The 16,494-nt window shown below is 68.9% G+C and carries 16 protein-coding genes; 12 read left to right on the plus strand and 4 right to left on the minus strand.

From position 1 onward, the window contains the following. Positions 1–7: 7 nt before the first annotated feature. From ftsY to HDA44_RS01915, 3 genes are read left to right on the plus strand one after another with little or no spacing between them, the layout of a single operon-like run. The gene (gene ftsY, locus HDA44_RS01905; RefSeq protein ID WP_184830759.1) at positions 8–1,252 is read left to right on the plus strand and encodes a signal recognition particle-docking protein FtsY; all 1,245 of its coding nucleotides are present in this window, start codon (positions 8–10) and stop codon (positions 1,250–1,252) included. A gap of 58 nt (positions 1,253–1,310) precedes the next feature. Next, on the plus strand, positions 1,311–1,718 hold the full coding sequence (locus HDA44_RS01910; RefSeq protein WP_184830761.1) for a YciI family protein: 408 nt from the start codon (positions 1,311–1,313) through the stop codon (positions 1,716–1,718). Next, positions 1,696–2,904 carry an RNA polymerase sigma factor gene (locus tag HDA44_RS01915; protein ID WP_184830763.1) on the plus strand — a complete coding sequence of 403 codons (1,209 nt, stop codon included), beginning with the start codon at positions 1,696–1,698 and terminating at the stop codon, positions 2,902–2,904. The genes HDA44_RS01910 and HDA44_RS01915 overlap by 23 nt, the downstream gene beginning before the upstream one ends. On the opposite strand, the gene HDA44_RS01920 is transcribed toward HDA44_RS01915, so the two are convergent. Together HDA44_RS01920 and HDA44_RS01925 are read right to left on the minus strand one after the other, a co-directional pair. After that, complete coding sequence (locus tag HDA44_RS01920) at positions 2,875–3,831, minus strand: asparaginase domain-containing protein (protein ID WP_184830765.1); 957 nt, start codon at positions 3,829–3,831, stop codon at positions 2,875–2,877. The genes HDA44_RS01915 and HDA44_RS01920 overlap by 30 nt on opposite strands. Before the next feature lie 13 nt (positions 3,832–3,844). Continuing rightward, positions 3,845–4,423: a helix-turn-helix domain-containing protein gene (locus HDA44_RS01925; protein WP_184830767.1), complete on the minus strand. Its 579-nt coding sequence runs from the start codon at positions 4,421–4,423 to the stop codon at positions 3,845–3,847. Positions 4,424–4,498: 75 nt separating this feature from the next. On the opposite strand from HDA44_RS01925, the gene HDA44_RS01930 reads away from it, so the two are divergent. The 3 genes from HDA44_RS01930 to HDA44_RS01940 are packed head-to-tail and all read left to right on the plus strand — an operon-like array spanning position 4,499 to position 6,102. Continuing rightward, positions 4,499–5,446 carry an NAD(P)/FAD-dependent oxidoreductase gene (locus HDA44_RS01930; RefSeq protein WP_184830768.1) on the plus strand — a complete coding sequence of 316 codons (948 nt, stop codon included), beginning with the start codon at positions 4,499–4,501 and terminating at the stop codon, positions 5,444–5,446. Between the two features lie 27 nt (positions 5,447–5,473). Then, entirely contained in the window at positions 5,474–5,917 is a 444-nt protein-coding gene (locus HDA44_RS01935; protein WP_184830770.1) for a sigma factor-like helix-turn-helix DNA-binding protein, read from the plus strand. Beyond that, on the plus strand, positions 5,914–6,102 hold the full coding sequence (locus HDA44_RS01940) for a hypothetical protein (RefSeq protein ID WP_184830772.1): 189 nt from the start codon (positions 5,914–5,916) through the stop codon (positions 6,100–6,102). The genes HDA44_RS01935 and HDA44_RS01940 overlap by 4 nt, the downstream gene beginning before the upstream one ends. Here HDA44_RS01940 and HDA44_RS01945 read toward each other — a convergent pair. Continuing rightward, complete coding sequence (locus HDA44_RS01945; RefSeq protein ID WP_184830774.1) at positions 6,099–6,695, minus strand: TetR/AcrR family transcriptional regulator; 597 nt, start codon at positions 6,693–6,695, stop codon at positions 6,099–6,101. The genes HDA44_RS01940 and HDA44_RS01945 overlap by 4 nt on opposite strands. A 261-nt stretch (positions 6,696–6,956) precedes the next feature. On the opposite strand from HDA44_RS01945, the gene HDA44_RS01950 reads away from it, so the two are divergent. Genes HDA44_RS01950 through HDA44_RS01965 form a run of 4 tightly spaced genes read left to right on the plus strand, consistent with a single transcriptional unit; the run spans position 6,957 to position 12,012 of the window. Next, positions 6,957–8,366 (plus strand): ammonium transporter, encoded by a 1,410-nt coding sequence (locus tag HDA44_RS01950; RefSeq protein ID WP_184830776.1) that lies wholly within the window; start codon positions 6,957–6,959, stop codon positions 8,364–8,366. Beyond that, the gene (locus HDA44_RS01955) at positions 8,363–8,701 is read left to right on the plus strand and encodes a P-II family nitrogen regulator (protein WP_131346991.1); all 339 of its coding nucleotides are present in this window, start codon (positions 8,363–8,365) and stop codon (positions 8,699–8,701) included. Before HDA44_RS01950 ends, HDA44_RS01955 begins: the two co-directional genes overlap by 4 nt. Beyond that, complete coding sequence (locus tag HDA44_RS01960) at positions 8,701–10,959, plus strand: [protein-PII] uridylyltransferase (protein ID WP_184830778.1); 2,259 nt, start codon at positions 8,701–8,703, stop codon at positions 10,957–10,959. Before HDA44_RS01955 ends, HDA44_RS01960 begins: the two co-directional genes overlap by 1 nt. Positions 10,960–10,968: 9 nt before the next feature. After that, on the plus strand, positions 10,969–12,012 hold the full coding sequence (locus HDA44_RS01965) for a DUF2332 family protein (RefSeq protein ID WP_184830780.1): 1,044 nt from the start codon (positions 10,969–10,971) through the stop codon (positions 12,010–12,012). Here the strand turns inward: HDA44_RS01965 and HDA44_RS01970 are convergent. Further along, the gene (locus HDA44_RS01970) at positions 12,005–12,865 is read right to left on the minus strand and encodes an arginase family protein (RefSeq protein ID WP_238352335.1); all 861 of its coding nucleotides are present in this window, start codon (positions 12,863–12,865) and stop codon (positions 12,005–12,007) included. The two genes, HDA44_RS01965 and HDA44_RS01970, sit on opposite strands and share 8 nt — an antisense overlap. Positions 12,866–13,185: 320 nt before the next feature. On the opposite strand from HDA44_RS01970, the gene ffh reads away from it, so the two are divergent. Then, entirely contained in the window at positions 13,186–14,757 is a 1,572-nt protein-coding gene (gene ffh, locus HDA44_RS01975; protein ID WP_184830782.1) for a signal recognition particle protein, read from the plus strand. A gap of 384 nt (positions 14,758–15,141) precedes the next feature. Then, complete coding sequence (locus tag HDA44_RS01980) at positions 15,142–16,488, plus strand: lytic transglycosylase domain-containing protein (RefSeq protein WP_184830784.1); 1,347 nt, start codon at positions 15,142–15,144, stop codon at positions 16,486–16,488. Positions 16,489–16,494 lie beyond the last annotated feature (6 nt).

Raw genomic sequence — 16,494 nt, forward strand, 5'->3', positions numbered from 1 at the left:
GGGAACCGTGTTGACCCCACAGCTCGTCTCGCTGCTCACCGACCAGGCACTGATCACGATCGTGGTCGCGATCGCGGTCGTTCTGGTCGTCGGTACCACCGGTCTCGTCGTCGCGCGGCGGCGGCGCGCGGAGCTGCCGTCGGCCACCAAGCCTTCCGTCGAGGCCGGATCCGACCAGGCCGGATCCGACCAGCCCGGCTCTGTCGAGGCGGCCGAGCCGGGGGTGGCGGAGCCGCAGGTGGGCGACGACGCCGGGGAACCCCGGGACACGCCGACCCGCACGCTGGAAGACGCCGAGCTGCCGGAGCCGGTCACCCCGACCATCGAGAAGCCCGAGTCGGCGCAGGGCCGCCTGGTCCGGCTCCGGGCCCGGCTGGCCCGCTCCCAGGGCTCCCTGGGCAAGGGGCTGCTCGCGCTGCTGTCCCGCGACAAGCTGGACGAGGAGGCGTGGGAGGACATCGAGACCACGCTGATCACCGCTGACGTCGGCGTGGCGCCCACCCAGGAGCTGGTGGAGAAGCTGCGGACCCGGATGCGGGTCGAGGGCGTCGGCGCCCAGCAGGCCCGCGAGATCCTCCGCGAGGAACTGATCGCGCTGGTCAACCCGTCCCTGGACCGCTCGCTGAAGGTGAGCCGCAAGGAGGCGCAGCCGGCCGTCGTACTCGTAGTCGGCGTGAACGGCACCGGCAAGACCACGACGGTCGGCAGGCTTGCCCGCGTGCTGGTCGCCGAGGACAAGCACGTCGTGCTCGGCGCCGCGGACACCTTCCGGGCCGCGGCGGCCGACCAGCTGCAGACCTGGGGCGAGCGGGTCGGCGCACGCACCGTGCGCGGCCCTGAGGGCGGCGACCCGGCCAGCATCGCGTTCGACTCGGTCAAGGAGGGCATCGCCGAGGAGGCGGATGTCGTGCTGGTCGACACGGCCGGCCGGCTGCACACCAAGACCGGCCTGATGGACGAGCTCGGCAAGGTCAAGCGGGTGATCGAGAAGTCCGCCGAGGTGGACGAGGTGCTGCTGGTCATCGACGCCACCACCGGGCAGAACGGCCTGACCCAGGCGCGGGTGTTCGCCGAGGTCATCGACGTCACCGGCCTGGTGCTGACCAAGCTGGACGGTACGGCCAAGGGCGGCATCGTGATCGCGGTGCAGCGCGAGCTGGGCGTGCCGGTCAAGCTGGTCGGTCTGGGTGAAGGAGCCGACGACCTGGCACCGTTCGACGCGGAACAGTTCGTCGACGCGCTGCTGGACTGATGTCGAGAACCCGGCATCCGCTCCGTCTCCCGGGTAAAGGCACCCAAGGAGGAACATCATGACCAAGTTCATGCTGCTGATGAACATGGACGGCGGGAACTGCCAGACGCCGATGCTGGACTGGGACCCGGCCGACATGCAGGCTCATATGACGTACCTGGGCGAGAATCTGGCCAAGCTGCGGCAGAGCGGCGAGCTGGTGGAGGTGAACGCCCTCACCTGGCCGAAGCACGGCAAGGTGGTGCGGGCGGCGAGCGTGAGCGCACCGGTGCTGACCGACGGGCCGTACGCCGAGTCCAAGGAGGTCCTGGCCGGGTACACGATCGTCGACGTCGCGTCGGAGGAGCGGGCGCTGGAGATCGCCGCGGAGCAGTCCAGCGCGCCGGGGCCGGGCGGCGTGCCGCTGGAGCAGCCGATCGAGGTCCGGCGGATCATGGAGACCGATGCCGATCTCCAGGACATCTGAACCAGACGACCTGGAGGACCTGCTGCGGGAGCTGACGCCGCAGGTCCTCGGTGCGGTGGTGCGCTGGTCCGGCGACTTCGCCGCGGCCGAGGACGCGGTCCAGGAGGCGCTGCTGGCCGCCGCGACCACCTGGCCGCGTGACGGCCGCCCGGACAAGCCGAAGGCGTGGCTGATCCAGACCGCTTCCCGGCGGCTGATCGACGAGGTACGGCAGCAGCAGGCCAGGCGCCGCCGCGAGGAGCGTGCCGCGCTGCGAGACGTGCCGTCCGGAGACGTCGAGGAGCACGACGACACGCTGCGACTGCTGTTCCTGTGCTGCCACCCGGCGCTGACCCCGGCGTCCGCGATCGCGCTGACCCTGCGCGCGGTCGGTGGACTGACGACAGCTGAGATCGCCACCGCGTACCTCGTACCGGAGGCGACGATGGCGCAGCGGATCAGCCGGGCGAAGCAGAAGCTGAAGGGCGCCAGCTTCGCCGTGGATGCTGATGACGCCCGGCTGCGGAACGTACTGCACGTCCTGTACCTGATGTTCAACGAGGGCTACACGAGTACGAGTGGTCCGGAGCTGCACCGCAGTGACTTGTCGACTGAGGCGATCCGGCTGGTGCGTGCCGTACGTACGCAGCTTCCGGCGGATGGTCAGGTGACCGGACTGCTCGCCCTGATGCTGCTGACCGATGCACGGCGAGCAGCACGGACCGGTGTGGACGGTGAGCTCATCCCACTGGCCGAACAGGACCGGACGCGGTGGAATGGCGAGTACATCACCGAAGGCGTGGCGCTGGCTGTCGAAGCGTTCGAAACGCCTCCGCTGGGGGAGTACCAGCTTCAAGCAGCGATCGCCGCGCTGCACGACGAGGTGGACAAGGCTGAGGACACCGACTGGCCACAGATCCTCGGGCTGTACGGACTGCTCGAAACCCTGTCCGGCAACCCGATGGTCAAGCTGAACCGAGCCATCGCCGCCGCCATGGTGGACGGCCCAGACGCCGGCCTGCAGCTGCTGGAGCCGCTTGACGAGGAGCTGGCCGACCACTACCGCCTTGCAGCCACCCGCGGCCATCTGTACGAGATGCGCGGCGACCACGAGACCGCCGCCGAACACTTCCGCACGGCGGCCCGTGGCACGACCAGCCTCCCTGAGCGGGACTACCTACTCAGCAAAGCAGCCCAGCTCAGTTAGGCCACCGGTTGCCAGCAGCAACCGAAGGAGGATGCGGGCCTTGTAGGGATCGAGGAATCCGGCATCGATCAGACCACGCCGCAACAGATCGGTTTCCGATCCGGGCGCGTGGTACGTACCGCGCAGCACCGATCCGCCGCCGGTCCGCGAGGTGAGCACGACCGGGATCCTGGCCGCCAGCTCGCCGAGCACCGGCGCGAGCTTGGCCGGTACGTGACCGGCGCCGAACCCGGCGACGACCAGGCCCTGATGCGTGTCGGCCAGGCCACGAAGCAGTACGCCGTCGTCGTCCATGGTGACCGTGTAGAGCGCGACGCGGATGTTCTCCAGCTCGGCCGGCTCGGCGCTGCCCTGGACGCCGTCCAGCCGCGGCGGCCGGGTCAGGACGCGGACCCGGTCCTCGACCACGTGGCCGATCGGGCCGGTGTTCGGGGAGATGAAGGTCGCGGTGCTCGTGCTGTGCGTCTTGCGTACCCAGCGGGCCGCGTGGATCTCCTCCTGGAAGACGACGAGTACGCCCAGGTCGCGGGCGGCGGGGGAGCAGGCGACCCGCAGCGCGGCCAGCAGGTTGGCCGGGCCGTCCGGACCGGCGAGGGTCGGGTTGCGCATCGCGCCGGTGAAGACCAGCGGCTGCGGGTGCGGCCAGACCAGATCGGCCAGGAACGCGCTCTCCTCGAGCGTGTCGGTGCCCTGGGTGACGACGACGCCCGCGGCGCCGGCGGTCACCGCCTTCGAGGCGGCGTCGACCACCTCCAGCAGGCGGCCGGCGGTCAGGTCGCCGCTCGGGATCTTCTCGACGTCCTGGATCTCCACCTGGTGGCCGAGCCGGTCCAGACCGGGCACGGCGGCGGTCAGGTCGTCGCCGGTGAGCCGGTGGCTGCCGGCCATCGAGATCGTGCCGCCCAGGGTGAACAACGCGACGCTCACGGGGGTGTCTCCTTCATCGAGTTCGGGCTCTGACGTGCATCCGCTCCCCCTGCGGGCCGTACAGACATAGCACCTCGGTCGGTCCAGGTCCCGGGTTGGAGAACCAGTGCGGCACGCGGCAGTCGAACTCCGCCACCTCGCCCTCCTTGACGATGAAGTCCTGGTCGCCGAGCCGCAGCCTGATCCGGCCCGAGAGCACATAGAACCAGTCGTAGCCCTCGTGCGTCTTCTGCTCGACGTCGTTGCCCGGGTAGCCCTCCGGCAGGATCTGCTTGAACGCCTGGAGCCCGCCCGGCCGGCGGCTGAGTGGGATGTGCACCGTGCCGTGGCGTTTGATCGGCTTGGCGTAGATCCGCGGGTCGCCGGTCGGTGGCGCGTCCACCAACTCGTCCAGCTGCACCTGGTGCGCCCGGGCGAGCGGCAGCAGCAGCTCCAGCGTGGGCCGCCGCCCGCCGGACTCCAGCCGGGACAGGGTGCTGACCGAGATCCCGGTCGCCTCGGACAGTTGCGCCAGCGTGGTGCCTCGTTCGACCCGCAGCGAGCGCAACCGGGCGCCGACCGACTCGAGTACGTCCTCGAAGGTGTTTGCCATAGCGGCAACATTACTTGTCGAAAATGAAAACCACGACGGATCGTGGGGACACACCTGAGCAGAGGAGTATCGGAGATGACGAAGTACGACGTGATCGTGATCGGTGGCGGCGCCGCCGGGCTGAGCGGTGCGCTGGCGCTGGGCCGGTTCCGCCGTTCGGTGCTGGTGATCGACGACGGGACGCCACGGAACGCGCCGGCCGACGGCGTCCACAACTTCCTGACCCGCGACGGCGTACCGCCCGGCGAGCTGTATGCGCTCGGCCGGCAAGAGGTCATCGGGTACGGCGGCGCGATCGCCGAAGGCACCGTGACCTCCGCCCGGCGGGACGGCGACGGCTTCACGGTCGAGCTGGCGGACGGTACGACCTACCGCGCCAGGCGGCTGCTGGTGACAACCGGGCTGACCGATGTACTGCCTGACGTACCCGGACTGGCTGAGCAGTGGGGCAAGGACGTGATCCACTGCCCGTACTGCCACGGCTGGGAGGTACGCGACCAGGCCATCGGCGTACTGGCGACCAGCTCGATGGCGATGCACCAAGTACAGCTGTTCCGGCAGCTGAGTGACGACGTGACGCTGTTCCTGCACACCGCACCTGAACCGACCGAAGAGCAGTGGGAGGAGCTGGCTGCCCGTGGTATCGCCGTTGTACAAGGCAAGGTCGAGCAGATCGAGCTGGCGAACGGCAAGCTCACTGGTGTCCGGCTGGAAGGCGGTGTGGTCGTGCCACGACAGGCACTGGCGATCCAGAGCACCGTACGCGCGCGGGCGGACTTCCTGGCCGATCTGGGCCTCGAAACGACGCTAGTGGAGTCGAACGGGGTGGAGATCGGTACGGCGGTGCAGGTCGACGCCATGGGCGCTACACAGGTCCCTGGGGTGTTCGCGGCCGGCAACGTGACCAACCCGATGGCTCAAGTCGTACCGTCCGCAGCAGCCGGTCTGACTGCGGCTGGTGGCATCAACTTCGATCTGATCAACGAAGAGACACGTCAGGCAGTAGCAGTGCGCGGTAGTTGAGGAGTTCAATAGGGGCCGGGAGGGTGGATGCGCGACACGATCGACCCCGACTTCGCCTCGTATGTGGATGCGCGGCAAGTCAGATGGCTTCGTACGACGTACCTCGTGTACGGCGATCTGGAACGAGCTCAGAAGGTACTACTGCACGCCTTCGCGCGGTTGTCGATGCGCTGGCCCCGAGTGGACGACCCGGACGAGTTCGTCCAGCGCCTGCTCTACCAGCCGGCGCTGAAGCCGTGGAACCGCGCCAAGGCGTTCCTGGACACGGAGAACCAGGTGCAGCGCGTACTGGGCGAGCTGACGCCCGTGCAGCGCACTGTGCTCGTGCTGCTGCACGTGGAGGAGCTCACCGAGTTCGAGGTGGCCGATCTGCTCGGGCTGTCGCAGCCGGCAGTACATGCACATGGCATGGCCGCGTTCGGCTTGTTCCGTACGGCACTGGGCGATGGTGATCGGCGGGATGCCCCATGAGGCGTGAGGACGTGCAGCCACTGCTCCTGGAGACAGTAGACCTGCTCCCGGACCCGAACCTGGCCGATGCGGCGTGGGCCGACGGTCTGGCGCTCCGTCGTACCCATCGCCGCATCGTCCTGATCTGCGTACTGACCGTGATCGCGCTGGCGATCCTGACGTCCGTCCTGATCGGGATCAGCTAGTCCATGATCGCCCGCAACGTGACTTCGGCCAGTCGCTCGGCTTCGTCCGGGGTGGGCATCGGCTGACCGGTCAGGGCCCGGACCACGAAGACACCGGCCAGCCACTCGACCATCAGTACCGGGTCGGCGGTGTCCTTGACCGGCTCTCCCCTTGCCCGGGCGCGCTCCAGCGTGTCCCGGGTCTGCGCGATGCGGTGTTCCAGCAACGTTCGGTAGATCCGCGCGGACCGCTCGTCGCGGTTCGCCTCCGAGACTGCGAGCCGGATCATCGCCCGGCCCTGATCGGTGTTCACGAAGGCCAGCGCGACCCGGTACACCTGGAGCAGGTCACCGGCGATCGAGCCGGTGTCCGGGTCCGGGATCTCCAGGTCGAACAGGTCGGCCAGCGCGTCGTTCGCGAGCAGCTCCTTGCTGGCCCAGCGGCGGTAGATCGTCGCTTTGCCGACACCGGCGGCCTCGGCGACGTCGTCGACCGTCATGCCGTCGAAGCCCCGCTCCAGCAGCAACTGCACGGCGTACCTGCGGATTCGCGGTTCCGCCTCCGGGTCGCGTGGCCGGCCGCGGCGCGGCCTCACCCCGTGGTTCGGCTCCATTCGTCGTCCCCAGCTCAGACGGGTGCGGTGGCGCGTCCGCGGCCCGTGTGGTCCAGGCCAGAGTGCCATATCTTTGCCCCGGGCGAGCAATGTCACCCCGATGTCACCGGAGAGCTTGCTTTGTCACATCCCTGAAACAAATCGACCGATCGGCTGAAACCACGCGCCGAGACGGTGTCGGTGTGGCCGCGCGGCGGGCTCCCCGGCGTTGTGGAGACCTCCCCGACTGAGGACGCCGGCCATCCCCGTTCGATGGAAGGGATGACGTTGATGGAGATCAACGCCGGCGATACCGCCTGGGTGCTGGTGAGTGCCGCCCTGGTGATGCTGATGACCCCGGGCCTGGCCTTTTTCTACGGCGGCATGGTGCGCGTGAAGAGCGTGCTGAACATGATGATGATGAGCTTCGTCACCATCGCCGTCGTCACCATCCTCTGGGTGGTGGTCGGTTACTCGCTGACGTTCGGTGGTGACAGCGGGCATGTGATCGGCAACCTCTCCGAGGTCGGCCTGAAGGGCCTGCTCGCGCCGGACGCGGTCAGCGGGACGACCCCCACGCTCGCCTTCGTCGCCTTCCAGATGATGTTCGCGATCATCACGCCGGCGCTGATCTCGGGCGCGATCGCCGACCGGGCAACGTTCCGCGGCTGGATCGTGTTCGTGGCCGGCTGGACCTGCCTGGTGTACTTCCCGGTCGCGCATTCGGTCTGGTTCCTGGACGACGGCAACGGCGGCTGGATCGGCGACAAGCTGAAGGCGATCGACTTCGCCGGTGGTACGGCGGTGCATGTGAACGCCGGGGCCGCCGCCCTGGCGCTGGCGATCGTGCTGGGCAAGCGGATCGGCTGGAAGAAAGACCCGATGCGGCCGCACAGCCTGCCGCTGGTGCTGCTCGGTGCCGCGCTGCTGTGGTTCGGCTGGTTCGGTTTCAACGCCGGCTCGGCGCTGAGCGCGGGTAGTACCGCCGCTATCACCTTCGTGAACACGCAGGTGGCCACGGCGGCCGCGGTGATCGGCTGGCTGATCATCGAGCGGCTCACCCACGGCAAGGCCACCACGCTGGGGATGGCGTCCGGTGCGGTTGCCGGTCTGGTCGCGATCACCCCGTCCTGTGGTGCGGTGACGCCGGTCGGCGCGATCATCCTCGGCCTGTTCGCCGGTGGGATCTGTGCGTTCGCCGTGTCACTGAAGTACAAGCTCGGCTTCGACGACTCGCTCGACGTGGTCGGCGTACACCTGGTCGGCGGACTGTTCGGTTCGCTGGCGATCGGGTTTCTCGGTTCGGCAGCGGCGCCGTCCGGCGTGAACGGACTGTTCTACGGCGGTGGCGTGTCCCAGCTCGGCCGGCAGGCGCTGGCCAACGTGGTGGTCGGGATCTACTCGTTCACGATCGCGTTCGTACTGGCCAAGGTGATCGACAAGACGATCGGCTTCCGGCTGACGGAGGACGACGAGGTCACCGGCGTCGACCAGGTCGAGCACGCGGAGACGGCGTACGACTACCTGAGCGCCGCCGGCCTGCGCGGTGTACTGTCCGCCCGTCCGGTTCCGGCACCTGCTCCGGCCGCGGCGGAACCAGCGCCGGCGACCGAGCCGGAGACTGAGTCGGAGACCGTGGACGAGTCCGGTGACGAGACCGAGGCGTCGGAGAAGGAAGGTGTCAAGGCATGAAGCTGATCACCGCTGTGGTCAAGCCGCACAAGCTGGAGGACGTCCGGGCCGCGCTGGAGACGTTCGGCGTCACCGGGATGACGGTGACCGAGGCGAGCGGCTACGGTCGGCAGAAGGGCCACACCGAGGTGTACCGCGGCGCCGAGTACGAGGTGGACCTGGTACCGAAGGTCCGGCTCGAGGTGGTCGTCGAGGACGGCGACAGCGCCGACGTGGTGGACGTGATCGTGAAGGCGGCACAGACCGGCAAGATCGGCGACGGCAAGGTCTGGGTGACCCCGGTCGAAACCATCGTCCGGGTCCGGACCGGTGAACTGGACGGAGACGCACTGTAGTGACTGATCGGGCAGAGCAGCGGCGCGCCCGGGCCGGTGAGGCCGACGCGCTGCTGCAACTGCTGCTCGCGAAGGCTTGCGACGCTCTCGGTGTACCTGCCGAGGGCGTCGCGCTGGTCGCGGTGGGCGGTTACGGGCGCGAGGAGCTGTCGCCGTACAGCGACCTGGACGTGATGCTCGTACACGCCGAGGGGTATCCGCGGATCGACGAGCTGGCTGCCCAGATCTGGTACCCGCTGTGGGATTCGCGGACGAAGCTGGACCACAGCGTCCGTACGCTCGCCCAGGCACAGGAGGCAGCAGCAGCTGACGACCGGGTCGCGCTGGGGCTGCTGGACGCGCGGCACGTTGCCGGAGACACCCATCTGACCCTGCAGCTCCGGTCCGTGCTGATGGCGGACTGGCGGCGTACCGCGCGTTCCCGGCTGCCCGGTCTGGCGCGGGCGTGCCGTGAACGAGCCACGACGGTCGGAGAGCTCGCACATCTCGCCGAGCCCGATCTGAAAGAGGCGTACGGCGGGTTGCGCGACGCCGTCGTACTACGCGCCTTGGTGGCGTCCTGGCTGATCGACGTACCGCATCCTGTCGTGGAGCGGGCACGGCGTGACCTGCTGGAGATCCGCGACGTACTGCATGAGGTGTCCGGACGGGCGACTGACCGACTGGTAGCCGATCTGGCTGGTGAGGTGGCTGCCGGACTCGGCTTGTCGGGGCGAGACGAGCTGCTGCGCCACGTGTACGCGACGGGCCGCACGCTCGCGCATGTATGTGATGTGTCTTGGCGGCGCGTCGAGAGCCTGATGACCAAGCCGCCACGATCCAGACGACGTCAACGCACCGGTGGGCCGTTGCTGCTCGCGCTGGATGAAGGAGTTGGCCAGCACGAAGGTGAAGTCGTGCTGATGCCGGACGCACGACCAGAGCGCGATCCAGTGCTCGGTCTGCGTGCTGCCGCGGTCGCCGCGGATCGTGAGCTCGTACTGTCACCAGCAGTCTGCGCACGGCTGGCCGCGGCAGCTGCTGATCTGCCGGACCCCTGGCCGGGGGAGGCGCGGCGGTTGCTGTGCGCACTACTAGGTGCCGGCAGCGGACTGCTCGAAGTGTGGGAAGGCCTGGACCAGGCCGGGTACGTCTCACGCATCCTGCCCGAGTGGGACTCGGTGCGCTTCCGGCCACCGCAGTCGGCGATCCACCGCTTCACCGTCGACAGGCACCTGCTGGAGACCTGCGTCGAGGCGTCGGTGATGGTGCGCGACGTACGCCGACCTGACCTGTTGCTGGTCGCCGCACTGATCCATGACCTCGGCAAGGCGCTCGACGGCGACCACAGCGTTACCGGTGCGGGCATTGCCGCCAAGGTGGCGCGGCGGATCGGCTTCAACGAACCGGACGCCGACACCATCACAGTGCTGGTCCGACAGCATCTGATGCTTGCGCAGGTGGCCACCCGGCGCGATCTGGACGATCCGATGACTGTCGACATGGTGGCTGGGATCGTACGTACTACCGAGACGCTGGATCTGCTGGAGGCGCTGACGTACGCCGATGCGCGCGCCGCTGGACCGGCCGCGTCATCGCCTTGGCGGATGCGGTTGGTGGGGGAGCTGTGCCGGCGGGTGCGTGGTGAGCTGGCGGGTGGCGGTGAGGGCATGTGGACCGAGGTTCCGCCCGTACCGGTGCCTGTGCTGCACCAAGTGGTCGGCGTGGGGCGGTTGGGTGTGACCGTGACCGACCATCACGGTGATCTACGGGTCAACGTCGCCGTACCCGACCAGGTGGGGACGCTGTCGACCGTGGCGGCTGTCCTTGCTCTGGAGCGGTTGGCGGTCCGATCGGCCGTGATCACATCGGTTGAAGGATTGGGCATCTCGCAATGGACGGTGGCGGGTTCACGACCCGATCCGGTACGGCTGCGGGACCGGCTTGCCGTGGCGTTGCGGGACTCGACGGATGTCGTACGCCGGCTGACCGCTCGGGACGCAGCTCGGCCGCGGGTCGCCGGCCGCGTCGACCTGCTGCCGGAAGCGTCGGAGACCGCGACAGTCCTGCAGGTACGCGCACATGACCGTCCGGGGCTGCTGTACGACGTGACCGCAGCGATAGCGGCGACCGGTGCGGACATCCGCTCAGCACATGTCGGAACGCTCGGTGCGGAGTGCGTCGACGTCTTCTACCTGACTGACCGTCACGGCGCGCCGCTAGAGCCGGAGGACGCGCGGACAACCGCAAAGTCGGTCCTGGATCGCCTGACCTTCTAGTCTCGCTTCGTGGATGTCGTAACAGCACTCCAGCGACAAGCGATCGCCTGCGAAGACCTCGGGTCGCCGATGTACGCCGAGCTGCTCCGGTTGCTCGTCGACGACTATGAGGTCGGTGGCGTGTCAGTACAGGCGCTGGCCGGGTACGAGGACCGTTCGTTCGGTGAAGCGATCGGCCTGCGGCTGCTGGGCGCCGTACACGGTCTGGTGCTGGCTGGTACGGCACCTGAACTGGCGGCGTTCTATCCGAGTGTCGGCGGGACCTGGGACGCAGTACTCGGCTGGGAGGCCTTCGAGCAGGTGCTGCGGTCGCGGATCGGCGAAGTGCGCTCACTGCTGACGCAGCCGCCGCAGACGAACGAGGTGGGTCGAGCAGGTGCGCTGTACGGCGGTCTGCTGCACCTGGTCGAGCTGACGCCACTGCCGGTACGCCTGTTCGAGATCGGTGCGAGCGGCGGACTGAACCTACGGGCGGACCACTTCCGGTACGTCGCAGGCGGAGCGCAGTACGGTCCTGCGGACAGCCCAGTCGTGTTTGACCCGGCCTGGACAGGAGCTGTGCCATCGGTGGGGCTGCGCATCGCGGAGCGGGTCGGCTGCGACATCACTCCGATCGATCCGTTGACACCGGACGGGCAGGTCGCGCTCACGTCGTACGTATGGCCCGACATGACCGAGCGGCTCGACCGGCTTCGCGGGGCGATCGCGGTGGCGCGGCGGGTACCTGCTGACGTACGCCGGGAGGACGCGGTGTCCTTCGTACGCGGACTGGAACTGTCGGAGGGCCACGTCACTGTGGTGTGGCACTCGATCATGTGGCAGTACCTCAGCCACTCGGACCGGGACGCTGTGGAAGCAGCGCTCGCCGCACTGGGTGCCCGGGCGACACCGTCCGCGCCGCTGGCCCACCTGCGCCTGGAGCCGCACCGCCAAGGACCTGAGGGCTGGGAGTACCTGGTTGACCTACAGACCTGGCCGGGCGGCGACCGACGCGTACTGGGTCGCGCCGCGCCGCACGGTCAGGCACTGGTCTGGAACACGCCCGTCAGCTGAGTACGGCGACCAGAGTGTCGGTGAGCTCAACCGCGTACTTGCCGTCCGGATCCAGATCCGGGTCGAAGATGCCGATGTCGATCCCCACACACCCCGGCGCCCGCAACAACGGCCGCAGAAGCGCCCGCAGTTGCTCGTGGTCGATCCCACCCGGGTCCGGACTGTCCACAGCAGGCATCAACGCCGCATCCAAGATGTCCACATCCAAATGCACCCAAAACCCATCAACCCCACCCGACTCCGCCTCGCCGGCCCCGCCCTGCTCCCTCGCGTCGAGCGCGCCCGGTTCCGCCACGCCGACGTGGTTCAGCGTTTCGTGCGCGGCGCCCGCCGGATCGGCCGCGACCCGTGCCGCCGTCCACACCGGGATCCCGACCCCTTGCACCTCAGCGGCGTAGTCGTCATCCGCCCGGATCCCCAGCAGCACCGCGTCACTGTCCCGCACGTACGGCCGCAGCCCCTCAAGATCAGTCAGATCCGCCTGCCCCCGCCCGGTCACCAGCGCCAGCGCCTCACCACCGGCCGCGCCGACGTACGGCGAGTTGTCCACCGTCCGAAAGTCCGAGTGCCCATCCAGATACACCACCCCGTACCGCCCGCGCCGCTTCAACGCGACCGCCGGCGCCAGCAGGTTGCTGCACTCCCCACCCAGCACCACGACGAACTTTCCCTGGTCCACGAACCGCTCGATCCGATCCGCCAACCGAGTCGTGTACGCGGCGATCGCCCCCGCGTTGAACACCCCGTCGCCCGGCTTCCACCCACCCCGGTCGTACCGCGGCGGCGTCACGTACCCACCGTCCGCCGCCCCGATCCGCCCCACGAACCCCAGATCCCGCACCGCCCCCGCCAACTTGTAACACCCCGGCACCGCCCCCTCCACCGGCGGCCGCAACCCCAAGTTAGAAGGACCATCCACCACCACCAACTCGCGCGCCACTCCAACCCCCTAACCGTTAGCCGTCCATGAATTGGTTAGATCCTGGTGGCGGCGCCGTGCACCTGTCAATCACTCGGGCGCTCCAGGAGCTGCTCCTCCCGCCGGAGTCATCCATCAGTTGGGTGGCCGGTAGACTCGGGGCGTTCATACCTCAGACTGTTACCTCAGGACTGTTACCTAAGACTTGACCGAGGCGTCCGAGGTGATCGCTTCGAGGAAACGGACTGTTTCTCGTGTTCGACACGCTTTCCGATCGGCTCTCCACCGCGTTCAAGAATCTGCGGGGCAAGGGCAAGCTGACCGACGCCGACATCGACGCGACCACCCGGGAGATCCGGATCGCGTTGCTGGAGGCGGATGTCGCGCTGCCGGTGGTGCGGGAGTTCATCGCGGCCGTACGCGAACGCGCCAGCGGGGCCGAGGTGCGCGGCGGGCTGAACCCGGCGCAGCAGGTGATCAAGATCGTCAACGAGGAACTGGTCAACATCCTCGGTGGCGAGACCCGTGAGCTGCGGATGGCGAAGCGGCCACCGACGGTGATCATGCTCGCCGGTCTGCAGGGTGCCGGTAAGACCACCCTGGCCGGCAAGCTCGCCAAGTGGCTGAAGGAGACCAAGCACCAGACCCCGATGCTGGTCGCCGCCGACCTGCAGCGTCCGAACGCGGTCACCCAGCTGCAGGTGGTCGGCGAGCGGGCCGGCGTGCCGGTGTACGCGCCGGAACCGGGCAACGGCGTCGGTGACCCGGTCGAGGTCGCGCGGCGGGCGATGGACGAGGCGCGGACCAAGCAGCACAGCGTGGTCATCGTCGACACCGCCGGCCGGCTGGGCGTCGACGAGGTGCTGATGAAGCAGGCCGCGGACATCCGCGACGCGGTCAGCCCGGACGAGATCCTGTTCGTCGTCGACGCGATGATCGGCCAGGACGCGGTCACCACCGCGCAGGCCTTCCTGGACGGGGTCGGTTTCGACGGCGTCGTGCTGTCCAAGCTCGACGGTGACGCCCGCGGTGGTGCCGCGCTGTCGATCGCGCAGGTCACCGGCCGCCAGGTGATGTTCGCCAGCAACGGCGAGAAGCTCGAGGACTTCGACGTCTTCCACCCGGACCGGATGGCCTCGCGCATCCTCGGGATGGGCGACGTGATGAGCCTGATCGAGCAGGCCGAGCGGTCGTTCGACGCCGAGGAGGCGGCGAAGACCGCCGCCAAGCTGCAGAAGAAGGGTGGCAAGGAGTTCACCCTCGACGACTTCCTCGCCCAGATGCAGTCGGTCCGGAAGATGGGCCCGCTGACCAAGATCTTCGGCATGCTGCCCGGCGCGAACCAGTTCAAGGACCAGCTGGAGAACTTCGACGAGCGCGAGATCGACCGGATCGAGGCCGTCATCCACTCGATGACCCCGGCCGAGCGGGCCGATCCGCACATCATCAACGGCTCCCGCCGGGCCCGGATCGCGAAGGGTTCCGGGACCGAGGTGGCCACCGTCAGCGGCCTGGTCGAGCGGTTCTTCGAGGCCCGCAAGATGATGTCCGCGATGGCGTCCGGCAAGGGCCTGCCGGGGATGCCCGGGATGCCGGGGATGCCTGGGATGGGCGGCGGCAAGAAGGCGAAGCCGCAGCAGAAGAAGGGCAAGAAGCGCGGCTCCGGCAACCCGGCGAAGCGGGCGAACCAGGCGAACCAGCCGCCGGCGCCGCAGCCGGGGCAGCCCGGCCAGCTCCCGGCCGCGTTCGGCGGCCAGAACGGTGGCCAGAACGGCGGCGACTTCGAGCTGCCGGACGACCTGAAGAAGATGCTCGGCGGCAACTGAGCCCTGCCCGGCGGCCGCTTGGCGTTGCCTGCCGGCAACTGAGCCCTGCCTGCCGGCCCCTTGGCGCTGCCTGCCGGCCCCTTGGCGCTGCCTGCCGGCCCCTTGGCGCTGCCTGAAAGGGCAGCATCGCCGGCGTCACCACCCTGATCGCGGATGACGAAACCGTCATCCGCGATCTGCTGCGGACGGTGGCGCTTCGTCCTACGGTGGTTGGGTGCGTGGGGGAGTGAACGCGCGGGGAAGGCCGGCTGAACTGCCGGCGTGCGGCCCGTCGCGGGCCCGGGGCGGCGCACCGACGCCGGTTGTCGGCGACCCCGGGACGACTAAGATCGTGCCTACGCCCGAGAGACACACCACCTGCGGAATGCGTCGAGGACGGTTCGGATGAGGCAGCAGTTCAAGAACCTGGACACGTGGCGGGGAAAGCTGACCGCCACCTGGGTCTGCCTGGCTCCGCCGACCGCGCTGGTCGCCGTGTTCGTGGTCGGTGGCGTCACCTCGAACACGTTCATCGTGGACGCGCACGCGCTGGCCGCCCCGCGCCAGGACTCGGTCTTCGACGACCTGGCCGCGAACGTACCGTCCCAGCTGGGCGCCGACGGCAGCCTGCCGTCGCAGGAGAAGTCGACCATCCAGGTCCCCCTGACCGGTACGACCGACGGCACCGTGAAGCCGATCCCGGGTGCGATCGGCGACACCTCCGGCATTCCCGGGACGGTGCTCGCGGCGTACCAGAAGGCTGCCCGTGACCTGGCCACGTCGATGCCCGGCTGTCACATCACCTGGCCGCTGCTGGCCGGAATCGGCAAGGTCGAGTCCGATCACGCAGGAGGTGGCAAGGTGGACGCGAACGGCAACACCCGCGGCAAGATCCTCGGCCCGGTCCTGAACGGTGGCCCCGGGATGGCCGCGATCGCCGACACCGACCAGGGCGTGTACGACGGGAACACCACCTGGGACCGCGCGGTCGGCCCGATGCAGTTCATCCCCAGTACCTGGAAGACGTACGGCGCGGACGGCAACGGTGACGGTGTCAAGGACCCGCACAACGTGTTCGACGCGGCCCGCGCGGCCGGGGACTACCTGTGCGCCGGCGGTGCGAACCTGTCCGACCCGCAGGGCCTGGTCCAGGCGGTGCTGCGCTACAACCACTCGATGGACTACGTGTCGACCGTGCTGCGCTGGATGCAGTCGTACAGCAAGGACACGGTGAGCGTGCCGGACAAGCCCGGTTCGATCGACACCCCGGACGACAACGGCAATGCCGACGGCAAGAGCAAGACCGAGACGACACCTCCGCCGAGTACGCCGACGACTGCTCCGGTGACCACGGCGCCGACGTCGAGCCCGACGATCGTGCCGACGACGCAGCGTCCGGCCCGGCCGACCTCGGTCAAGCCGACGCCGACCCCGACCAAGACGTCGACGAAGACGCCGGGTGGGACGCCGAGCAAGCCGCCGACGACGCCGAAGCCGCCGTTCACGCCGCCGCCGACCACGCCCAGCAAGCCGACGACGACCCCGACGCCGGGCGACCCGAGCTGCACGCCGACGCCGACCCCGAGCGATACACCGACGCCCGACCCGAGCGACTCCCCGTCGACGACTCCGTCGACGAACCCGGCGGATCCGCCGACCACGCCGCCGTCGCCCTGCACCTCGACCGGCCCGGATTCGGAACCGACCAAGACCGCCGTCACCCCGGGACCAGGCCCGCAACCCGCGAACTGACCCGCG

It is taken from the genome of Kribbella solani, assembly GCF_014205295.1.
Lineage (GTDB): Bacteria > Actinomycetota > Actinomycetes > Propionibacteriales > Kribbellaceae > Kribbella > Kribbella solani.

Excerpts from the sequence above, each read along its gene's own strand:
- HDA44_RS01955 (WP_131346991.1), top strand. The coding sequence starts at position 8,363 with ATGAAGCTGATCACCGCTGTGGTCAAGCCGCACAAGCTGGAGGACGTC.
- HDA44_RS01930 (WP_184830768.1), top strand. The coding sequence starts at position 4,499 with ATGACGAAGTACGACGTGATCGTGATCGGTGGCGGCGCCGCCGGGCTG.
- HDA44_RS01910 (WP_184830761.1), top strand. The coding sequence starts at position 1,311 with ATGACCAAGTTCATGCTGCTGATGAACATGGACGGCGGGAACTGCCAG.
- HDA44_RS01925 (WP_184830767.1), bottom strand. The coding sequence starts at position 4,423 with ATGGCAAACACCTTCGAGGACGTACTCGAGTCGGTCGGCGCCCGGTTG.
- HDA44_RS01940 (WP_184830772.1), top strand. The coding sequence starts at position 5,914 with ATGAGGCGTGAGGACGTGCAGCCACTGCTCCTGGAGACAGTAGACCTG.
- HDA44_RS01915 (WP_184830763.1), top strand. The coding sequence starts at position 1,696 with ATGCCGATCTCCAGGACATCTGAACCAGACGACCTGGAGGACCTGCTG.
- HDA44_RS01935 (WP_184830770.1), top strand. The coding sequence starts at position 5,474 with ATGCGCGACACGATCGACCCCGACTTCGCCTCGTATGTGGATGCGCGG.
- HDA44_RS01945 (WP_184830774.1), bottom strand. The coding sequence starts at position 6,695 with ATGGAGCCGAACCACGGGGTGAGGCCGCGCCGCGGCCGGCCACGCGAC.
- HDA44_RS01950 (WP_184830776.1), top strand. The coding sequence starts at position 6,957 with ATGACGTTGATGGAGATCAACGCCGGCGATACCGCCTGGGTGCTGGTG.
- HDA44_RS01980 (WP_184830784.1), top strand. The coding sequence starts at position 15,142 with ATGAGGCAGCAGTTCAAGAACCTGGACACGTGGCGGGGAAAGCTGACC.